The following is a 19679-nucleotide window of genomic DNA, read 5'->3' as shown; positions in this document are numbered from 1 at the left end:
AATGTTGCTGGTGGGCGGTGCGTCCACGACCCCGTCAACGCGAGTCGAGAATGTAGAAGCGGGCCATATGGAAACAAACTATTTTTTGGTTCGCGCCTTATGCGGATAAGCTTATTCGCCAGGCCCCATGCGGGTTGCGGGCCGATGGAATGAATATTCCGGATAAGGCAGGGACGGCGCCGAAGCCGTCTTGCGCGACATGTCGCGCTCCGAACCCCCGGTCGATTCTAGGAAACGGCGCCGGACTTCGCTGGGCGCGCCTCCATGCCGCCCCGGGGGCAGCTACAGCAGCACGAACTGGCTGACCGTGATGAAGTGCGCCGCCGTGCCGCCCAGCACGAACAGGTGCCACATGCCGTGCGCATGGCGCCAGCCGCGCCGGTTGCGATAGAACACCGTGCCCGCCGAGTACAGGCCGGCGCCGATCATCAACCAGGCCAGGCCCGCGCTGTCCAGGCGTGCCGCCAGGGGCGCGGCCGCCAGCACGCCGAGCCAACCCATTCCGAGATAGAGCAGCAGCGAGGGCCGCGGCGGCTCGCCGGGCCGCAGCTCCCGGGCGATGCCGAAGAAGGCGGCGGCCCAGATCGCCGCAAGCAGCGCCAGGCCCCAGGCGCCTTGCAGCGTGACCAGCGCGAAAGGCGTGTAGGTGCCGGCGATCAGCATGTAGATCGCGCAGTGGTCGACCCGCTGCCAGAAGAGCTTCGTGCGGCCGCGGGTGCTGTGGAAGAGCGTCGACGCCGCATAGAGCGTGACCATGGAGAAGGCGAAGATCAACGCGCTGGTTGTCCTGGCGGGGTCGTCGCCCGGCACCGTCCTGGCGAGCAGCAACGCGGAGCCCGCCGTCGCCAGCAGCAGGCCGAACAGGTGGCTGTATCCGTTGAAGCGCTCGCCGGGGTACATGGTCGTGGTGAATGCGGTGGGCCCCAGTGGGCCGGAGCTTTGCGGCATCGGTGTGACACCCCGCATGGGACGCCGGCGATCAGCCCACGACGCGTCTGACCTGGACCGTGGCCTCCAGACCTTCGTAGGCATCCGGGTCGCCATACCAGCTGCCGGAGATGGGTGACGCCAGCGACGGGTCGCGCGCGACGCCGACGCGGATGAGCTGTCCGCTGCCCATGAGGTTGTTGGTCGGGTCGAAAGCCATCCAGCCCGCGCCGGGCAGATAGGCATGAAGCCATGCGTGCGTGCTGCCCGCGCCGGTGACGGATTCCCCGGCCGTTGCGCTGCCAATCACGTCGAGCGCGGCGTCATAGAGGTAGCCCGAGACGAAACGCGTGGCCACGCCCAGGCGGCGCGCGGCCTCCATCATCAGCAATGCATAGTCGCGGCAGCTCCCGCTGCCCAGCGCCAGAGTCTGCAACGGCGTCTGCGTGCCTTCCTCGTCGCGCGGGGCGTAGTTCAGGCTCTGGCCGATGTGCGCGTTCATGCGTGCGAGCACGTCGCGCGTGCTGTTCGGCCGGTCGGTGTGGAGGAACTGGTGGGCCCAGCGGATCAGCGTACCGTCCGGGTCGTCGTGATGAGGGCGCAGGTAGTGCTCGAGGTCCATCCGGTCCTGGATGGCATAGGCGAAGGGCAGGTACTCCGCGGCCGGGTCCAGCTGCAGTGTGTCCGGCGGCCCCGCCACGTGCTCGATGGTGAAGGCGCAGACGATGCGCAGCTCGGTCGCCTCGCCCATCGGCTGCACGAGTGCCACCGAGTTGGAATGCGGGTCCTGGATCATGCGCACGTGCGCCTCGGGGCTGATCTGCAGATCGGTGGCGAGCACGCGCAGGTCGTGGCTGTCGCGTGGCCTGAACATCACGCGGTGCAGGCCGAAGGTGACGGGCGTCTTGTAGCGGTAGACGGTGGTGTGCGTGATGTCGTAACGGATGGCCATGCCCGATTGTCACGCGCGGCGCTATCGCGTGGTGCCCAACGCGGCGGCGAGCTTTTCCGGCAGCGGCATCGGCTCGGCATGCCAGCGCGCGGCCAGCAACTCGGCGCACAGGGCGGCGAAGCTCAGGCCGCGGGAGCCCAGGGCGGTGCAGAGCCAGATGCCGTCCGCGCTCTCCGGCGAGAGCGGGCCGACGAGCGGCCGGCGGTCTCCCGACGCGCAACGAACGCCGGCCCAGGCATGGACCTCGCCCCGCGCGAAGGCCGGGGCGAGCCGCGCCGCGGCTTCCGGATGCAGCCGTGCGAGGCGAACGCGATTGACTTCGGTGTCGGTGGCGCGGGGGGAAGGGTCGTCGCTGTCGCGGTCGAAAGTGGCGCCGGCAAGCCACAGCAAGCCGTCGCCATCGGGCACCTGCGCGATCAGATGTCCGTCGCCATTCACGGGCGTCGGAGGCAGGCGCAGATCTTCGCGGGCGTAGCCCCAGGCGACCTGGCCGCGCACCGGCTGCAGCGGGAAGCCCGGTGCCAGCGCCCGGCTCTCGAAGCCCGCGGCGATGACGACGCGGTCGGCCTCGATGAGCAATGCGTCACTCGCGTCACGCAGCGCCCAGCGCCCGTTCGAGCGCTCGATACGCGTCACGCGGCAACCGGTTTCAAGGCGGATGCCGGGCTGCGCCAGCCATGCTTCGACCAGGCGCGCCGGGCGCACCCAGCCGCCGCGCGCATGCCAGAGCGCGACCGCATCGGCGGGCAGCCCCGCCTCGCTCAACTGGGCGGCCGAGGCATGCCAGGACTCGTTGGGCCCGTCGGCGCTCCAACTGGGGGGCAGCCGATCTTCGCCGCCGCCACGTCGTTCCAGAACGCCGCTCGCGCGCCAATCGGCGTCCTCGGTCATCCGCTGTGCCAGTTGCTGCCAGGTCATGCGGATGCCTGCGCGGGTCAGGCGCGAGAGCAGGGCGTCGTCCGGCGACACATGCGGCGCCAGCATGCCGACCGGCAGCCCCGAAGCACCCGCGGCGGGCCGGTCCGCAGCCTCGAGCACCACGACCTCCCAGCCGCGCCGCGCCAGGCTGGCGGAGACGGCGGCGCCGGCGAGCCCGGCACCGATCACGGCGCAACGACCCGGCGTTGCAGGGGGCGAGGGCGCCGCGCCGCGGCGCCGGACCTGCCACGCCGGCTCGAACACCCCGCGCAGGCAGTCGCGCTTGGGCGGCAAGCCTTCGGCCTTTGTCAGCTGAAAACCGCATTGCGCAAGCGCATCGCGCACCGCGCGCGCGACCGTCCAGGTCGCGACGCGCGTGCCGCGGCGCGCGAAACGCGAGACGGCCTTGAGCGTCTCGGCCGACCACATCGCCGGATTGCGCTGCGGATTGAAGCCGTCGAGAAAGATGCTGTCGGCCTCGAAGCGCTGCGCGCGCAGCATCGGCTGCACGTCACCGATGCACAGGGTGAGCAGCACGTGGCCGTCGTCGAACGAGAGGCGGTGGAAGCCCGGCAGCAGCCCGTGCCACTGGGCAGCGAGGGCCTCGGCCAGCGCTGCCAGTTCCGGATAGGCGGATGCGGCGCGCAGCAGATCCGCCCGCGCAACCGGGTAGGCCTCGATGGAAACGAAGTGAAGCAGCCGCGGGCGCTGTGGATCGTCGCGCCAAGCCTGCCAGACTGTCAGGAAACCCAGGCCAAAACCAAAGCCGGTTTCGAGAATCCGCCATTGCGGCTGCCTCGCCCAGGCGCCGGGCAGGCCGCAGCCCGCCAGGAAGACGCGCCGGGCCTGGGCGGGCGCGCCGCTCTCGGTGTGATAGATGTCGTCGAAGCGGGCGCTGCGCGGAACGCCGTCCGCGCGCCAGTCGACCGGTTCGGCCATGGCGCGAAGCCCCGGGGATCAGCTCCCGGGCGGTGGGACGTAGCCCTGCGCGACGTCCGCGCCTTCGCCGAAGAAGTGCTTCTCCATCTGGCGCGCGAGGTACTGGCGGGCGCGGGCGTCGGCCAGGTTGAGGCGGTTTTCATTGACCAGCATGGTCTGCTGCTTGAGCCAGGCGGCCCAGGCTTCCTTGCTGACGTTCTCCCACAGACGCTTGCCGAGCTCGCCGGGATAGGGCGGAAAGTCGAGTCCTTCGGCTTCCTTGCCGAGCTTGACGCACTGAACCATACGTGCCATTTGGATGCCTTTGGGGTGTCTTAGTTGATTTCGCTATTTAGAACTGAGAACTCGGTCGTTCCCGTTTCCTTATGCGCTATTCAGAATTCGAGGCTTCGTTGTTATGCCATTCAAGAGCACAAGACCATGAGCCTTCGCCGCGACTTTATCAAGCTTTCCCTCGGGGCCGCCGCCGCTGCCAGCTTCGCCCTGACGGCGATGCCGTCGTTCGCGCAGTCGGTCACCCTGCTCAACGTGTCCTACGACCCGACGCGAGAGCTGTATGTGGACTACAACCAGGCCTTCGCCAAGTACTGGAAGGCCAAGACCGGCCAGGACGTGACGATCAAGCAATCGCACGGCGGCTCGGGCAAGCAGGCGCGCTCCATCATCGATGGCATCGACGCCGATGTCGCCACGCTGGCGCTGGCCGGCGACACCGATGCGCTCGTCACGCACGGCGGCCTGGTCAAGCCCGACTGGCAGAAGCGCCTGCCGCACAATTCGGCGCCCTACACCTCGACCATCGTCTTCCTGGTGAAGAAGGGCAATCCCAAGGGGCTGAAGGACTGGGACGACCTGGCCAGGCCCGGCGTGCAGGTGATCACGCCCAACCCCAAGACCTCGGGCGGCGCGCGCTGGAACTACCTGGCCGCGTGGGAGTTCGGCAAGCGCAAATACGGCAGCGACGCCAAGGCCAGGGAATTCGTCGGCAGCCTCTACAGGAACGTGCCGGTTCTCGACACCGGCGCGCGCGGCTCGACCATCACCTTCGTGCAGCGCGGGGTGGGCGATGTGCTGCTGGCCTGGGAGAACGAAGCCTTCCTCGCGCTCAAGGAATTCGGCCCCGAGAAGTTCGACATCGTCGTGCCCTCGATCAGCATCCTGGCCGAGCCCACGGTGACCGTGGTCGACAAGGTGGTCGACAAGAAGGGCACACGCGCGGTCGCCGAGGAATACCTGAAGTACCTCTACTCCGACGAAGGCCAGGACATCGCCGGGCGCAACTACTACCGCCCGACTTCCGAGAAGGCCAAGGCCAAGTACGACAAGCAGTTTCCCAAGCTGACGCTGTTCACGATCGACGAGGCTTTCGGTGGCTGGGCGAAGGCGGACAAGGAACACTTCGCCGACGGTGGCTCCTTCGACCAGATCTACACGAAGCAGAAGTAGCGCCGCCAGGCCTCGCGCCTCCGGGCGCGGCGGCCCCTTGGCCTATCTCCATTGACGAAAGCACCTCGATGTCCGTTCTCCTGATTGCAGGCAGCCCTTCGGCGCCTTCCCGTTCCGCCGTTCTCCTCGACGCGGTCGCCGCCCGGCTTGCGCAGCGCGACGTGCCAGTCGAGCGGCTCGCGATCCGCGAACTCGCGGCACATGCGCTGCTGCTCGGCGAGGCCTCGCATCCCACGGTGCAGCACGCGGTCGACCAGGTGCGGCGCGCGGAGGTCATCGTGATCGCGACACCGGTCTACAAGGCGGCCTACAGCGGCGTGCTCAAGGTCTTCCTCGACCTGCTGCCACAGTCGGCGCTCAAGGGCAAGACGGTGCTGCCGCTGGCGACCGGCGGCAGCCCACACCACATGCTGGCGCTCGACTACGCGCTGCGGCCCGTCCTGCAGTCGCTCGCGGCGCGCCACATCCTGCCGGGCGTCTACGCCACCGACGGCCAGGTCACGCTTCAGCCGGAGGGGGCTTATCAGCTGCAAGCCGATCTCGCGCAGCGCCTGGATGAAGCGGTCGAGACACTGGCGAGCGAAGGCCTCAGGGCGCCGGCCCGCTGGGGTTTCGAGTCCGTGCCTTTCTCGACGGTGCGATGTAGCGTCTGACGGCCCACCCACCGCCGAAGCGCCCGACGCGGCGCGTCCCTCCCTTCGAACCCTTCCCGGACTTTTCGCCGCACAGCGGCGCGGGATTTCCTTCGCCTGAAAGAAGCACATGTCACATCATTCATCGAAGCGTCGTCAGTTGATCCAGGGCGCCGCCGCCCTCGTCGCGCTGCCATCCCTCGCGAGCTTCGCGCAGCCCGCCGCGCGTCAGCTGCGCATCGGCAACCAGAAGGGCATTCTCAGCCTGCTCAAGGGGCGGGGCACGCTGGAGAAGCGGCTCGCACCGCTCGGCGTCTCGATCAAGTGGACCGAGTTCGCCGCCGGCCCGGTGCAGCTCGAAGCGCTCAATGTCGGCTCGATCGACTTCGGCGACGTCGGGGAGGCGCCGCCCATCTTCGCGCAGGCCGCCGGCGCGCCGCTGGCCTATGTGGCGGCGACCGTGCCGCGTCCCTCGGCCGAGGCGGTGCTCGTCCCCCGGGGCTCGTCGATCCAGTCGGTCGCGCAGCTCAAGGGCAGGAAGGTCGCGCTCAACAAGGGCAGCAACGTCCACTACTTCCTCGTCAAGCTGCTGGAGAAGAACGGGCTGCAGTATGGCGACGTGAACGTCGTCTTCCTGCCGCCTTCGGATGCGCGGGCCGCCTTCGAGAAGGGCTCGATCGATGCCTGGGTGATCTGGGACCCGTTCCTCGCGGCGGCCGAGAAGACGCTCGATGCCCGCCTGCTGGCCGATGCGACCGGCGTCGTGGGCAACCGCGGCTACTACTTCTCTTCGCTCGGCTATGCGGACAAGAACGCGGACGTGATCAAGGTCCTCATCGAGGAACTCGACAAGGTCGACCAATGGGCGATCGCCAACAAGGGGGCGTTCGCCGCCGAGCTGTCGCAGCTGTGGGGCATTCCCAAGGAGGTGGTCGACGTGTCGGTCGGGCGCGCGAAGTACGGCACGGGTCCGATCACCAAGGCCATCCTGGCCGAGCAGCAGCAGATTGCCGACACCTTCTTCTCGCTCGGCCTGCTGCCGAGAAAGATCAACGTCCTCGAGGCCGCGGCCGCCGGCATTGCCTGAGTCCACCATGCAAATCTTCTGGTTCCTCCCCACCCACGGCGACAGCCGCTACCTCGGCACCACCGAGGGCGCGCGCCAGGTCGACCTCGACTACCTGCAGCAGATCGCCGGTGCGGCCGACCGGCTCGGCTACGAGGGCGTGCTGATTCCGACCGGCCGCTCCTGCGAAGACCCGTGGGTCATCGCTTCCAGCCTGATCGGCGCCACGAAGAAGCTCAAGTTCCTTGTCGCGGTGCGGCCCGGACTGCATCAGCCGAGCCTGGCCGCGCGCATGGCGGCGACCTTCGACAGGCTGTCCGGCGGCCGGGTGCTCGTCAACCTCGTGACCGGCGGCGACCAGACAGAACTCGAAGGCGACGGTGCCTTCCTCGACCATGCCTCCCGCTACGAGCAGTCGGCCGAGTTCATCCGCATCTGGCGCGAGATCATCACGCGCAGCCATGAAGGCCAGAGCTTCGACTACGAAGGAAAGCACCTGCGCGTGAAGGGCGCCAAGCTCCTGTTCCCGCCGACGCAGAAGCCTCATCCGCCGGTGTGGTTCGGCGGTTCGTCGGCCGCGGCGCACGAGCTGGCGGCCGAGCAGGTCGACACCTACCTGACCTGGGGCGAGCCGCCCGCCGAAGTGGCGAAGAAGCTCGCCGACGTGCGCGAGCGCGCCGCCCGCAAGGGCCGCGCGGTGAAGTTCGGCATCCGCCTGCACGTGATCGTGCGCGAGATCGAAGACGAGGCCTGGCGCGCTGCCGAATCGCTGATCAGCCGGGTCAACGACGAGACGGTGATTCGCGCCCAGGCCGCGTTCGCGCGCATGGATTCCGAAGGCCAGCGTCGCATGGCGGCACTGCATGCCGGCGGTGCCCGGCGCACGCGTGCCGACCTGGAGATCAGCCCCAACCTCTGGGCCGGTGTGGGCCTGGTGCGCGGCGGCGCGGGCACGGCACTGGTGGGCGACGCGAAGACTGTCGCGGCCCGCATCGAGGCGTACGCGGCGCTGGGTCTGGACAACTTCATTCTCTCGGGCTATCCGCACCTGGAAGAGTCCTACCGCTTCGCCGAACTGGTGTTCCCGCTGCTGCCGCGCAAGCGTCGCCCGGCCCTGCCGGGGGAGGCCTTGACCGGTCCCTTCGGAGAGGTCATCGCCAATCTCGACGCACCCTCGCGGCTGGTGTCGCAAAGCTGAGCCCAAGGACTTTCATGACTGAACAAGTACATGCGCGGCCCCTGCCGGCAGGCGCGCGGTCGCTGGCGGGCGTCAAGGCTTTTGCCGGCGGCGTGGGCAAGCGCCTCATCCCCTGGCTGGTCCCGGTCGGGCTCATCGTCGCGTGGCAGATCGCCTCGTCCCTGGGCTGGCTTTCCTCCCGCGTGCTGCCGGCACCGATCGATGTCGTCAAGGCCGCATGGAAGCTCACGGCCTCGGGCGAACTGTGGACGCACGTGAAGGTGAGCGCGGGGCGCGCGCTGGGCGGGCTGGCGATCGGCGGCGGGCTCGGGCTCGCGCTCGGCCTGCTGACCGGCTCGGTGAAGTTCTTCGAGACGCTGCTGGATTCGACCATCCAGATGGTGCGCAACATCCCGGCGCTGGCGCTCATTCCGCTCGTGATCCTGTGGTTCGGCATCGACGAGTCGGCGAAGCTCTTTCTTATCTCGGTATCGGTCTTCTTCCCGATCTATCTCAATACCTTCCACGGCATCCGCAACGTCGATCCGCAGCTCATCGAGATGGGCCGCACCTATGGCCTCTCGCGCCGGCAGCTCTACACGGAGGTGATCCTGCCGGGGGCGCTGTCGTCGATCCTCGTGGGCCTGCGCTTCTCGCTGGGCCTGATGTGGGTGATCCTGATCGTGGCCGAGACCATTTCGGCGCAAGCGGGCATCGGCTATCTCACGATGAATGCGCGTGAGTTCCTGCAGACCGACATCGTGCTGGTCGGCATCCTGCTCTATGCGCTGCTCGGCAAGTTGGCCGACCTCTTCGCGCGCGGGCTTGAACGCTGGTGGCTGCGCTGGCACCCGGGCTACCAGGTGGCGAAGTGAGGAGGGCGGGCGACATGAAGGCATCTTTTTCCCTCACCCGCCGCGCCACGCTGGCCGCGCTGGCCATCCTGGTGCGCGCCGGTTCGCCTTTGCACTCGGTGGCCGATCTGAAGGGCCGCAAGGCCGGCCTCTGGGTCAAGCTGAAGCCCGCGGAAGCGGCGGCGCTGCTCGCACCCGTGTGGGGACTGGACGCCGCGACGGTTGAGCAGGCGAATGCGCGCCGCAGCTACGAGCTGAGGGCCGTGGTCGCGGGCGCGCTGGGCGAGCAGCGGCGCATCGCCGACACCTTCTTCGCCGAGAAGCTGCTGCCCCGAAAAATCAATGCGCTCGATGTGGCGCTGTTCAATCCCGGAGTCTGAAGACCATGAGCGCCAATCTCCAACCCACGCTCCCCGCCGGCCCGAGCGGCGTGCGGCTCGAAGCCCGCGGCCTGCACAAGCGCTACGGCGAACGCGAGGTGCTGCGCAACACGCAGCTCGTCATCGAGCCCGGCCAGTTCATCGCGATCGTGGGCCGCAGCGGCTGCGGCAAGAGCACCTTGCTGCGGCTGGTCGCGGGCCTCGAAGAGGCCTCCGACGGTGCGCTCTTCACCGACGGCCGCGCCATCGACGGCTTGCATGACGATACCCGGATCATGTTCCAGGAGGCGCGCCTGCTGCCCTGGCGCCGCGTGCTGGACAACGTGACGCTGGGCCTGCCGCAGGAAGCCCGCTCGCGCGGCGAGGAAGTGCTGGCGCAAGTGGGCCTGGCCGAGCGACGCGACGAATGGCCGGCGCGTCTTTCGGGCGGGCAGCGCCAGCGCGTCGCGCTCGCCCGGGCGCTGGTGCATCACCCGCGCCTGCTGTTGCTCGACGAGCCGCTCGGCGCGCTCGACGCGCTCACGCGCATCGAGATGCACCGCCTCATCGAGGACCTGTGGCAGCGCCATCGCTTCACCGCGCTGCTGGTCACGCATGACGTGCAGGAGGCGGTGGCGCTGGCCGATCGCGTGATCCTCATCGAAGACGGCCGCATCGCGCTGGACGAAAGCATTGCACTGGCGCGGCCGCGATCGCAGGGCGATGCGGCCTTCGCGGCGATCGAGAAACGCATCCTCGACCGCGTGCTGCAGAAGCCCGAAGGCCCGGCCGCCGAGCCCGCCAATGACACCCGCTGGGCCGACGGCCCGGCGCACGCATTGCGCTGGGCCGTCTGAACTCGCTCACTCTTTTCTTTCAACAGGAGATTTCCATGTCCATCCAAGCCATCAACGTTCGCAACCAGTTCAAGGGCAAGATCCGCGAGATCATCCGCGGCGACGTCGTCTCGGAGGTCGACGTCGAGACCGCATGGGGCATCGTGACTTCGGTCATCACCACGCGTTCGGTCGACGAGCTCCAGCTCAAGCCGGGCTCCGATGTCGTGGCATTGGTCAAGTCCACCGAAGTGTCAATCGCAAAGCTTTAACCTCGGGGGATGATCGAACTCGAAAACATCCACCAGATTTACGACAGCCCGAGCGGGCAGGTCGAGGCCTTGAAGGGTATCGACCTGCGTGTGGCACCGGGTGAAATCTTCGGTGTCATCGGGCGCAGCGGCGCGGGCAAGAGCTCGCTGGTGCGCACCATCAACCTTCTCAATCGCCCCGCGGCGGGCAGCGTGCGCGTGGATGGGCGCGACCTCACCGCGCTGACCGACGCCGAACTGCGTGCCGCGCGGCAAGGCATCGGCATGGTCTTCCAGCATTTCAACCTGCTGGCCTCGCGCACGGTCTATGACAACGTGGCCTTGCCCCTTGAACTCGCGGGCCTGCGCGCAGCGGACATCAAGGGCCGCGTCGAGCCGTTGCTGGACCTGGTCGGGCTGTCCGCCCTGCGTGATCGCTACCCGGCGCAGATCAGCGGCGGGCAGAAGCAGCGCGTGGGCATTGCGCGCGCGCTGGCGAACCGGCCCAAGGTGCTGCTCTCGGACGAGGCGACCTCCGCGCTGGACCCCGAGACGACCCGCTCCATCCTCGCGCTCCTGCAACAGATCAATCGCGAGTTCGGCCTGACGATCGTGCTGATCACGCATGAGATGCAGGTCATCAAGCAACTGGCGCAACAGGTCGCGGTGATCGACCATGGCCTCATCGTGGAGCAGGGCGCCGTGCTCGATGTCTTCACGCGGCCCCGGCACGAGACCACGCGCAGCCTGCTCGACGACATCGCGCCGCAGGCCTTGCCCGAGAGTGTGCTGGCGCGCATTCGCACACTGATGCGCGGCAACAGCGACTCGCAGACCTCGCAGCTGCTGCGCCTGGCCTTCGCGGGCGAGGATTCGGCGGATCAGCCGCTGCTGTCGCAGGCGATCCGGCGCTTCGGCATCGACTTGTCGATCGTGCATGGTCAGGTCGACGAGATCCAGGGCCGCCCCTTCGGTTCGCTCGCGGTGCTGGCGCGCGGCGCTCGCGACTCGCTGACGGCCGCCGTCGCGTTCCTGCGCGGCGCGGGCGTGCTGGTGCAGGAGGTGGCGCATGTTTGAGGTCTTCAGCGGCCCGATGCTCGGGCTCTTCGCCACCTCGCTGTGGGAGACCATCGTGATGGTCGGCATCTCGGGCGCGATCGGCGCGCTCGCGGGCGTGCCGCTGGGCGTCTACCTGCATCTCACGGACAAGGGCGGGGTGCTTCCCAACGTGCCGGTCAACCGCATCCTGGGCGCGGTGGTCAATGCCGTGCGCTCCACGCCCTTCATCATCCTGCTGGTCGCGATCATTCCGCTCACGCGGCTCTTGACGGGCTCCTCGATCGGTACCGCCGCCGCCGTGGTGCCCCTGAGCCTGGCCGCCGCGCCCTTCGTCGCGCGGCTGGTCGAGACCTCGCTGCGCGAGGTCGACCGGGGCCTGGTCGAAGCGGCGCAGGCCATGGGCGCGAGCACCTGGCAGATCGTCTGGAAGGTGCTCCTGCCCGAGGCGCTGCCGGGAATCGTGGCCGGCGTGACCATCAGCTTCGTGAGCCTCACGGGCTACTCCGCGATGGCCGGCGCCATCGGCGGCGGCGGCCTGGGCGATCTCGGCATCCGCTATGGTTACCAGCGCTTCCTGCCCGAGGTGATGCTGGCCGTGGTGCTGGTGCTCATTCTCTTCGTGCAGGCCGTCCAGAGCGGCGGCGATTGGCTGGTGCGCAGGCTCAGCCACAAGTAGATTTTCATCGTTGAAAGAACTCTCGTCATGAACGACAACAAACGCAAGCTTCTCCAGTCGATCGTCGCATCGGCCATCGTGTCCGCCTTCGCGGCCGCGCCCGCATTCGCGCAGGACAAGCCGATCAAGGTCGGCGTCACCGGCGGCCCGCATGCCCAGATTCTCGAGCAGGTGAAGAAGGTCGCCGAGAAGGATGGCCTCAAGATCCAGATCGTCGAGTTCAGCGACTACGTGCAACCCAACGCCGCGCTGGCCGCGGGCGACCTCGATGCCAACAGCTACCAGCACAAGCCCTATCTCGACCAGCAGGTCAAGGATCGCGGCTACAAGATCGTGGACGTGGCCTATACCGTCAACTTCCCGATCGGCATCTATTCGAAGAGGGTCAAGAGCCTGAAGGACCTGAAGGAGGGCGCGCGCTTCGGCATGCCGAACGATCCGACCAACGGTGGGCGCGTGCTGCTGGTGCTGCAGGACCAGGGGCTGATCAAGCTCAGGCCCGAAGCCGGCCTGAAGGCAACGCCGCTCGACGTCATCGACAACCCCCGGAAGCTCAAGTTCGTCGAGGTCGATGCCGCGCAGCTGCCGCGCACGCTCGATGACCTGGACGCCGCGGGCATCAACACCAACTACGCCCTCTCGGCCGGCCTCAATCCGGGCAAGGACGCGATCGCGAAGGAGAGCGCGAAGAGCCCTTACGTCAACCTGCTGGCCGTGCGCACGCAGGACAAGGACAAGCCCTGGGTTGCCAAGCTTGTGAAGGCCTATCACTCCGACGAGGTGCGCAACTTCGTGCAGACCGAGTTCAAGGGCTCCGTGCTCGCCAGCTGGTAGGGTAGCCCGCACTGGAGAGAAACCCGCTCTCGGCGGGGTCTTGCGCGATGATGCAATGTCCAGCCCCCATCATTGGAGAGAGCCCATGTCCGTCTTCGACGTCAGCGATATCGTCCTGGCCTTGCGCGCGGCGCGCGACGAATGGCGCGACCTGCAGAAGCGATCGCGAGAGCCCGGCAGCCGCGAGTTCCCCTCGCGCGATGCGTTGGCGGCCATCGTCGAATCGCTGAAGGGCGCGCTGTTCCCGATGCGGCTCGGGCCGCCCGATCTGCGGCACGAGAGCGAGGACTTCTACGTCGGCTATACGCTGGACTCCGCGCTGCAGTCGCTGTTGACGCAGGCGCGGCTCGAGCTGCGCTACACGGCCCGTCACCAGCCGCGCGATCCGCAGGAGATCGATGCCGACGCCGCCACCGCCGTGCGCGACTTCGCGGCGGCGCTGCCGGGCATCCGGCGCCTGCTCGACGGCGATGTGCTGGCGGCCTACCAGGGCGATCCGGCCGCGCGCAGCGTGGATGAGGTCCTGCTGTGCTATCCGGGCGTGCTCGCGATGGTTCACCATCGGCTGGCGCATCGGCTCTACGGCCTCGGCCTGCCGCTGCTCGCGCGCATCGTGGCCGAGCTGGCTCATTCACAGACCGGCATCGACATCCATCCCGGCGCGCAGATCGACGCCGGCTTCTTCATCGACCACGGCACGGGCGTCGTCATCGGCGAGACGGCCGAGATCGGCAAGCGTGTGCGCATCTACCAGGCAGTGACGCTCGGCGCCAAGCGCTTTCCGACCGACACGCAAGGCAAGCTGCAGAAAGGCTTGCCACGCCACCCCCGGGTAGAGGACGATGTGATCATCTATGCTGGCGCGACGATCCTGGGGCGCGTGACGCTGGGCAAGGGCGCTGTCATCGGCGGCAACGTCTGGATCACCGATGATGTGCCGCCCGGCGCCAGCGTGACGCAGGCGAGCCTGCAGAACGCGCCGCGGAATCCCGTCGTCAACTCCAAGGAGCTTTCATGAGCCAGACCAAGATCGCCGTCGTCATCGGCAGCCTGCGCCAGGATTCGTTGAACCGCAAGCTCGCGCTCGCGATCGCGCATCTGGCGCCTTCGGATTTCACTTTCGAGCATGTGCGCATCGACGACCTGCCGCTGTACAACCAGGACCATGACGGCAACCAGGCGCCTTCGGTGAGGCGCCTGAAGTCGGAGATCGCGGCCGCCGACGGCCTGTTGTTCGTGACGCCGGAATACAACCGCTCGATTCCCGGCGTGTTGAAGAATGCGATCGACAATGCCTCGCGGCCCTATGGCCAGAGCGCCTGGGCGGGCAAGCCGGCAGGCGTGATCGGTGTCTCGGTCGGAGCCGTCGGCACCGCGGTCGCGCAGCAGCATCTGCGCAATGTCCTGGCCTACCTCGACGTGCCGACCCTGGGGCAACCCGAAGTGTTCATCCAGAACAAGGAAGGCCTGTTCGACGACAAGGGCCACGTCAGCGAAGGCAGCAAGCAGTTCCTGCAGGGCTGGGTCGACAAGTACGCGGCCTGGATCAAGAGCCACGCGCAATAAGCGCGTGCTCCCCCTGCATCCTCAGGCGGCCAGCGAGGCGACGTCCTGGTTGGCGGCGTGGCCGGTCACCGCAGCGATTTCAGCGCGCGCGGCGCTGAGTGCCGCGGCCTTGGGTGCTTCGCCCATGGCCAGACCTTCGGCGCGCACGATGCGCACGTCGGTGATGCCGAAGAAGCCGAAGATCACCTTCAGGTAGGTTTCCTGGTGTTCCATCGCCCGACCGCCTTCGGTGGTCGAGTAGATGCCCCCGCGCGTGGACGCCACGATCACCGTCTTGCCGGTGGCAAGGCCGACGGGGCCCTTGTCCGTGTACTTGAAGGTGCGGCCGACCTGCGCCAGGCGGTCGATCCAGGCTTTGAGCTGCGTGGGCACCGTGAAGTTGTAGATCGGCGCACCGATCACGATCACGTCGGCAGACAGGAACTGCGTCACCAGCTGCTCGGAGACGGCATTCTCGCGGCTCTGCGCTTCGGTCGGCTCGGCCTGGATGCCGACCTTGATGCCCAGGGCGTCGGCGCTGAAATGGTTGGGCGTGTCCACCGCAAGGTCCAGGTAGTCGACCGTGGTGTTCGGATGGGTCTTGCGCCATTCGGCGACCACTTCGGCGCTGAGTTGGCGGGAGACGGAATTGCTTCCCAGGATGCTGGAATCGACGTGCAGCAGTTTCATGATCAATGCTCTCTTGCTCTGATGGGGCCGGCACTGAATTCGGTCGGCATGGCGAGAATTCTATTTTTGTGATGAGTTCTTGATAAGCCGGCAAAATCAGGCCATATCGTCCCAGAAACAGGACAATGAGTCATGCAAGACCTGAACGACATGGTTTTCTTCGCCGAGGTGGCGGAGCGCGGCGGCTTTGCGGCCGCCAGCCGCGCGCTTGGTATCCCGAAATCCCGGCTGTCGCGCCGCGTCGCCGACCTGGAGGCGCAACTGGGCGTCCAGCTGATGCAGCGCAGTACGCGCAAGCTGTCCCTCACGCCCGCCGGCGAGATCTTCCTGCGCCACTGCACGGAGATGCGCGAGGCGGCGCAGGCCGCCTCGGAAGCAGTCGCGCAGGTGCAGACCGAGCCGCATGGCACCGTGCGCCTGAGCTGTCCAGTGACGCTGGCGCAAAGCGCCCTCGGGCCGCTGCTGCCCGAGTTCATGCGGCGCTACCCCGCCGTGCGCGTCGAGATGCGCGTGCTGAACCGACCCGTCGACCCGGTCGAGGAGGGCGTGGATTTCGCCCTCCGCGTTCGACCTCAGATCGAGGACAGCGCGACGCTGGTCGCCAAGACCTTCGGTGTCAGCCGCGGAATCCTGGTGGCGAGCCCCGAACAGCTGCGCCGCCAGGGGCCCATCCAGACGCCGGGCGACCTGTCGAAGCTCGATACCGTGAGCATGTCGGCCGGCGACGGCCGCGCGAGCTGGCGGCTCGAAGGCCCCGATGGAGCGGTGTTCGTGCACTCGCATTCGCCGCGCTACCTGGCGGACGACCTGTTGACCATGAAGTTCGCTGTGGTGCAGGGCACCGGGATCTGCGTCTTGCCTGACTACATGTGCCGTCACGACATCAAGGTAGGGCGGCTGGTGGAAGTGCTTCCCGGCTGGGGGCCGCAGGCCGCCATCACACATGCCATGTTCCCGGCGCGGCGCGCCCTGGTGCCCGCGGTGCGGCGCCTGCTGGATTTCCTGGGCGAGAACCTCAATGGCGACGAGCCGCACGACCTCTCCGGCTGAGTTGGAGCTGACATCGTTATGCGCAAATCACCATATTCAAACAATTAGATATTCGTTTGCCGCTGAAGCGATGCTGCGGAGAATCGCGCCGTGAATCACCCGACCATCGTCATCGTGCCCGGCTGGCGCGACTCCGGCCCCGGCCATTGGCAAAGCCTGTGGGCCGAGCGCATGCAGGGGGCGGTGCGGGTGGTGCAGGATGACTGGCTCACGCCGAGCCGCGATGCCTGGGTGAGTTCGCTGGAGAAACTCGTGCTCGGCAGCCCCGGCCCTGTGGTGATCGCCGCGCACAGCCTGGGCTGCATCGCGACGACGCACTTGTCCGCGGCGGCGGCCGCGCGCATCAGCGGAGCATTGCTGGTGGCACCCGCCGATCCGGAACGCCGCGCGGTGCTTCAGTCCTTCGCGCCCGTGCCCTATGCCAAGCTGCCGTACCGCAGCATCGTCGTGGCCAGCAGCAACGATCCCTTCTGCCCTGTGCGCCTGGCCGGCGCTTACGCCCGTGCTTGGGGAAGCGAATTCGTTCGCATGCAGAATGCCGGACACATCAACGTGGATTCCGGCCATGGCGACTGGCCCCTGGGGCTGGCGCTTCTCCAATCCCTGACAGACGAGCCGATCGGCCGCATGGCCGAACGTCGCAATTTCGAACCTTTGGCAACCCTATGACCTCCAGAACAAAGATCCTCCTTGGTGCCCTCGTGCTCGCCGTCAGCGGCGCCGTGTCCGCGCAGACGCTGCTCAATGTCTCGTACGACGTGGCGCGCGAGTTCTACAAGGACTACAACGCCGCCTTCATCGCCAACTACAAGAAGACGACGGGCAAGGATGTCAAGGTCGACCAGTCGCATGCCGGCTCCAGCGCGCAGGCGCGCGCCGTGGCCGATGGCCTGGACGCTGATGTCGTGACCATGAACACCAGTACCGACATCGACTTCCTGGCGAACGCCGGCGTGGTTGCCAAGGATTGGGCCAAGCGCTTTCCCAACAATGCGTCGCCGACCACCTCGACGATGCTGTTCCTGACCCGCAACGGCAACCCGAAGGGCATCAAGGACTGGGACGACCTCATCAAGCCCGGCGTCCAGGTCGTGGTCGTGAACCCGAAGACCGGCGGCAACGGCCGCTATGCCTACCTCGCGGCCTGGGGCTACGTGAAGAAGAAGGGTGGCACGGATGCGCAGGCGGCCGAGTTCGTCGGCAAGCTGTTCAAGAACGTGCCCGTCCTCGCGCGCGGCGGGCGCGATGCCACGACGGCCTTCCTGCAACGCAACATCGGCGACGTGCTGATTACCTTCGAATCGGAAGTCGTGTCGATCAATCGCGAATTCGGAAGCGGCAAGGTCGATGCGGTGTATCCGTCGATCAGCATCCTTGCCGAGAACCCCGTGGCCATCGTCGAGCGCACGGTCGCGAAGAAGGGCACGGGCGAACTCGCCAAGGCCTACCTCGACTATCTCTACTCCGACGAAGCGCAGGAAATCGCCGCCAGGCATGCCTTGCGTCCGCGCTCCGAAGCCGTGCTCAAGCGGCATGCCGACACCTTCAAGCCGCTGCAGCTCTTCACCGTGCAGGAGCTCTTCGGCAGCCTCGCCGAGGCGCAGAAGGTGCACTTCAATGACGGCGGGCAGTTCGACAAGCTCTACACGCCCGGCGCGAAGTAAATGAGCGGGGCTGTCACCTCGGCGCTGCCGTCCGCGGCGGCGCCGCTCGCGCGCGCGGGGAACACCGGCGTGTCGCGGCGCGTGCTGCCGGGCTTTCACCTGACGCTGGGCTTCTCGATCCTGTACCTGAGCCTGATCGTCCTGATCCCGCTGTCGGCGCTGGTCTTCAAGACTTTCACGCTCGACTGGGACCACTTCGTGACCGCGGTCACCGCGCCGCGCGTCATGGCGTCGTACCGCCTGACCTTCGGCGCCTCGTTGTTGGCGGCGCTGGTGAACCTGGTCTTCGGCCTGCTCGTGGCCTGGGTGCTGGTGCGCTACAAGTTTCCGGGCAAGCGGATCATCGACGCGCTGGTGGATCTCCCGTTCGCGCTGCCGACCGCCGTCGCGGGCATCTCGCTGACCGCGCTGCTCGCGGGCAACGGCTGGGTCGGGCAATTCCTGGAGCCGATGGGTATCAAGCTCGCCTTCACGCCGGCGGGCGTGGTGATCGCGCTGATCTTCATCGGGCTGCCCTTCGTGGTGCGCACGGTGCAACCCGTGCTCGAAGACACCGAGAAGGAACTGGAAGAAGCCGCGACCAGCCTCGGCGCGACCCGCTTCCAGACCTTCACGCGGGTGATCCTGCCTTCGATCGCGCCGGCGCTGCTGACTGGCTTCGCGATGGCCTTCGCGCGTGCGATCGGCGAATACGGCTCGGTGATCTTCATCGCCGGCAACATGCCGATGATTTCCGAGATCACGCCGCTGATCATCATCGGCAAGCTGGAGCAGTACGACTACGCGGGCGCGACGGCGGTTGCGCTGGTGATGCTGGTGATCTCGTTCGTGCTGCTGCTGGTCATCAACGGGCTGCAGGCCTGGCAGCGCCGCCGGGCGGGGGCTTCATCGTGAGCGCGCCTTCGAAGATCGTGCGTCGCGCCAAGGCCGGCACCACCGAATCCGCCTGGGTGCGCTGGACACTGATCGGCGTCGCCATGGCGTTCATGTTCCTGTTCCTCGTGCTGCCGCTTGCCGCGGTTGCCACCGAGGCATTGCGCAAGGGTTTCGGCGCCTATGTCGAAGCACTGAAGGAGCCCGATGCATGGAGCGCGATCCGCCTGACCCTTCTCAGCGCCGCGATCGCCGTGCCCATGAACCTGGTCTTCGGCGTCGCGGCTGCCTGGGCCATTGCGAAGTTCGAGTTTCGCGGCAAGGCCTTTCTGACGACCCTGGTCGACCTGCCTTTCGCCGTCTCGCCGGTGGTGGCGGGCCTGATCTATGTCCTGGTGTTCGGCGCGCAGGGCTGGTTCGGCCCCTGGCTGCAGGCGCACGACATCAAGATCATCTTCGCCGTGCCCGGCATCGTGCTGGCGACGGTGTTCGTGACCTTTCCCTTCATCGCGCGCGAGCTGATACCGCTGATGCAGGCCCAGGGCACCGAGGAGGAGCAGGCCGCGATCGTGCTGGGCGCGTCGGGCTGGCAGACTTTCTGGCACGTGACGCTGCCCAACATCAAGTGGGGCCTGCTGTACGGCGTGATCCTGTGCAACGCCCGCGCCATGGGCGAATTCGGCGCGGTGTCGGTGGTGTCGGGCCACATCCGCGGCCAGACCAACACCATGCCGCTGCACGTCGAAGTGCTCTACAACGAGTACCAGTCGGTCGCCGCCTTCGCGGTGGCTTCGCTGCTGGCGATCCTGGCGCTGGTCACGCTGGTGATCAAGTCGGTGATCGAGTGGCGCCATGAGCGTGAAATGAAGGCCATCGCCGAACTGCCACCCGAGCGACCAGTGGCATGACATACCCCCAGGCTTGCCCAAGC

The 19679-nt window shown here is 67.4% G+C and carries 22 protein-coding genes and 1 pseudogene; 18 read left to right on the top strand and 5 right to left on the bottom strand.

Translation table 11 applies throughout. The features are described from left to right. Positions 1-282: 282 nt before the first annotated feature. The 4 genes from trhA to AC1DNF_RS22630 form a co-directional block, all read right to left on the bottom strand. The gene (trhA, locus tag AC1DNF_RS22645; protein ID WP_478150892.1) at positions 283-900 is read right to left on the bottom strand and encodes a PAQR family membrane homeostasis protein TrhA; all 618 of its coding nucleotides are present in this window, start codon (positions 898-900) and stop codon (positions 283-285) included. 79 nt (positions 901-979) lie between these two features. Further along, positions 980-1879, bottom strand: a complete 900-nt coding sequence (locus AC1DNF_RS22640; protein WP_478150876.1) for a transglutaminase family protein — start codon at positions 1877-1879, stop codon at positions 980-982. 21 nt (positions 1880-1900) lie between these two features. After that, a complete protein-coding gene (gene mnmC / locus AC1DNF_RS22635) occupies positions 1901-3736 on the bottom strand; it encodes a bifunctional tRNA (5-methylaminomethyl-2-thiouridine)(34)-methyltransferase MnmC2/FAD-dependent 5-carboxymethylaminomethyl-2-thiouridine(34) oxidoreductase MnmC1 (protein ID WP_478150875.1) in 1836 nt (611 codons plus the stop codon). A gap of 18 nt (positions 3737-3754) precedes the next feature. Then, the gene (locus AC1DNF_RS22630; protein ID WP_478150874.1) at positions 3755-4030 is read right to left on the bottom strand and encodes an oxidative damage protection protein; all 276 of its coding nucleotides are present in this window, start codon (positions 4028-4030) and stop codon (positions 3755-3757) included. 126 nt (positions 4031-4156) lie between these two features. Between AC1DNF_RS22630 and AC1DNF_RS22625 the strand changes: the two genes are divergently transcribed. The 13 genes and pseudogenes from AC1DNF_RS22625 to AC1DNF_RS22565 all read left to right on the top strand — a co-directional run bounded on the left by AC1DNF_RS22625 (position 4157) and on the right by AC1DNF_RS22565 (position 14492). After that, the gene (locus AC1DNF_RS22625; protein ID WP_478150873.1) at positions 4157-5182 is read left to right on the top strand and encodes a sulfate ABC transporter substrate-binding protein; all 1026 of its coding nucleotides are present in this window, start codon (positions 4157-4159) and stop codon (positions 5180-5182) included. A 68-nt stretch (positions 5183-5250) separates the two neighbouring features. Further along, the gene (gene ssuE / locus AC1DNF_RS22620) at positions 5251-5835 is read left to right on the top strand and encodes an NADPH-dependent FMN reductase (protein ID WP_478150872.1); all 585 of its coding nucleotides are present in this window, start codon (positions 5251-5253) and stop codon (positions 5833-5835) included. A gap of 109 nt (positions 5836-5944) precedes the next feature. Beyond that, positions 5945-6901 (top strand): sulfonate ABC transporter substrate-binding protein, encoded by a 957-nt coding sequence (locus tag AC1DNF_RS22615; protein ID WP_478150871.1) that lies wholly within the window; start codon positions 5945-5947, stop codon positions 6899-6901. Positions 6902-6908: 7 nt separating this feature from the next. Beyond that, complete coding sequence (gene ssuD, locus AC1DNF_RS22610) at positions 6909-8078, top strand: FMNH2-dependent alkanesulfonate monooxygenase (RefSeq protein WP_478150870.1); 1170 nt, start codon at positions 6909-6911, stop codon at positions 8076-8078. 14 nt (positions 8079-8092) lie between these two features. Beyond that, positions 8093-8932, top strand: a complete 840-nt coding sequence (gene ssuC / locus AC1DNF_RS22605; protein ID WP_478150869.1) for an aliphatic sulfonate ABC transporter permease SsuC — start codon at positions 8093-8095, stop codon at positions 8930-8932. A 119-nt stretch (positions 8933-9051) separates the two neighbouring features. Continuing rightward, positions 9052-9291 (top strand): annotated as a pseudogene (locus AC1DNF_RS22600) (aliphatic sulfonate ABC transporter substrate-binding protein); the annotation flags it as partial. A 5-nt stretch (positions 9292-9296) separates the two neighbouring features. Beyond that, positions 9297-10127 (top strand): ATP-binding cassette domain-containing protein, encoded by an 831-nt coding sequence (locus AC1DNF_RS22595; RefSeq protein ID WP_478150868.1) that lies wholly within the window; start codon positions 9297-9299, stop codon positions 10125-10127. A gap of 35 nt (positions 10128-10162) precedes the next feature. Beyond that, positions 10163-10378 carry a TOBE domain-containing protein gene (locus tag AC1DNF_RS22590; protein ID WP_478150867.1) on the top strand — a complete coding sequence of 72 codons (216 nt, stop codon included), beginning with the start codon at positions 10163-10165 and terminating at the stop codon, positions 10376-10378. A 9-nt stretch (positions 10379-10387) separates the two neighbouring features. Continuing rightward, the gene (locus tag AC1DNF_RS22585) at positions 10388-11434 is read left to right on the top strand and encodes a methionine ABC transporter ATP-binding protein (protein WP_478150866.1); all 1047 of its coding nucleotides are present in this window, start codon (positions 10388-10390) and stop codon (positions 11432-11434) included. Continuing rightward, entirely contained in the window at positions 11427-12092 is a 666-nt protein-coding gene (locus AC1DNF_RS22580) for a methionine ABC transporter permease (RefSeq protein ID WP_478150865.1), read from the top strand. The genes AC1DNF_RS22585 and AC1DNF_RS22580 overlap by 8 nt, the downstream gene beginning before the upstream one ends. A gap of 27 nt (positions 12093-12119) precedes the next feature. Continuing rightward, positions 12120-12926: a MetQ/NlpA family ABC transporter substrate-binding protein gene (locus AC1DNF_RS22575; RefSeq protein ID WP_478150864.1), complete on the top strand. Its 807-nt coding sequence runs from the start codon at positions 12120-12122 to the stop codon at positions 12924-12926. Between the two features lie 85 nt (positions 12927-13011). Then, positions 13012-13944, top strand: coding sequence for a serine O-acetyltransferase EpsC (gene epsC, locus AC1DNF_RS22570; RefSeq protein WP_478150863.1), 933 nt, complete (start codon positions 13012-13014; stop codon positions 13942-13944). Continuing rightward, positions 13941-14492, top strand: coding sequence for an NADPH-dependent FMN reductase (locus AC1DNF_RS22565; RefSeq protein WP_478150862.1), 552 nt, complete (start codon positions 13941-13943; stop codon positions 14490-14492). Before epsC ends, AC1DNF_RS22565 begins: the two co-directional genes overlap by 4 nt. Before the next feature lie 21 nt (positions 14493-14513). Here AC1DNF_RS22565 and AC1DNF_RS22560 read toward each other — a convergent pair whose 3' ends face one another. Further along, entirely contained in the window at positions 14514-15161 is a 648-nt protein-coding gene (locus AC1DNF_RS22560) for an FMN-dependent NADH-azoreductase (protein WP_478150861.1), read from the bottom strand. Positions 15162-15293: 132 nt separating this feature from the next. Here AC1DNF_RS22560 and AC1DNF_RS22555 point away from each other — a divergent pair, with 132 nt between their 5' ends. From AC1DNF_RS22555 to cysW, 5 genes are all read left to right on the top strand, one after another. Next, positions 15294-16211 carry a LysR family transcriptional regulator gene (locus tag AC1DNF_RS22555; RefSeq protein WP_478150860.1) on the top strand — a complete coding sequence of 306 codons (918 nt, stop codon included), beginning with the start codon at positions 15294-15296 and terminating at the stop codon, positions 16209-16211. 90 nt (positions 16212-16301) lie between these two features. Continuing rightward, on the top strand, positions 16302-16880 hold the full coding sequence (locus AC1DNF_RS22550; protein WP_478150859.1) for an RBBP9/YdeN family alpha/beta hydrolase: 579 nt from the start codon (positions 16302-16304) through the stop codon (positions 16878-16880). Further along, positions 16877-17875 (top strand): sulfate ABC transporter substrate-binding protein, encoded by a 999-nt coding sequence (locus tag AC1DNF_RS22545; protein ID WP_478150858.1) that lies wholly within the window; start codon positions 16877-16879, stop codon positions 17873-17875. The genes AC1DNF_RS22550 and AC1DNF_RS22545 overlap by 4 nt, the downstream gene beginning before the upstream one ends. Next, positions 17876-18769, top strand: a complete 894-nt coding sequence (cysT, locus tag AC1DNF_RS22540; RefSeq protein ID WP_478150857.1) for a sulfate ABC transporter permease subunit CysT — start codon at positions 17876-17878, stop codon at positions 18767-18769. Then, positions 18766-19656, top strand: coding sequence for a sulfate ABC transporter permease subunit CysW (gene cysW, locus AC1DNF_RS22535; protein WP_478150856.1), 891 nt, complete (start codon positions 18766-18768; stop codon positions 19654-19656). Before cysT ends, cysW begins: the two co-directional genes overlap by 4 nt. The last annotated feature ends 23 nt before the right edge of the window (positions 19657-19679 follow it).

The sequence above is a fragment of the Variovorax sp. 01T432 genome, assembly GCF_056398605.1.
This window is presented reverse-complemented; position numbering and strand designations above follow the sequence as displayed.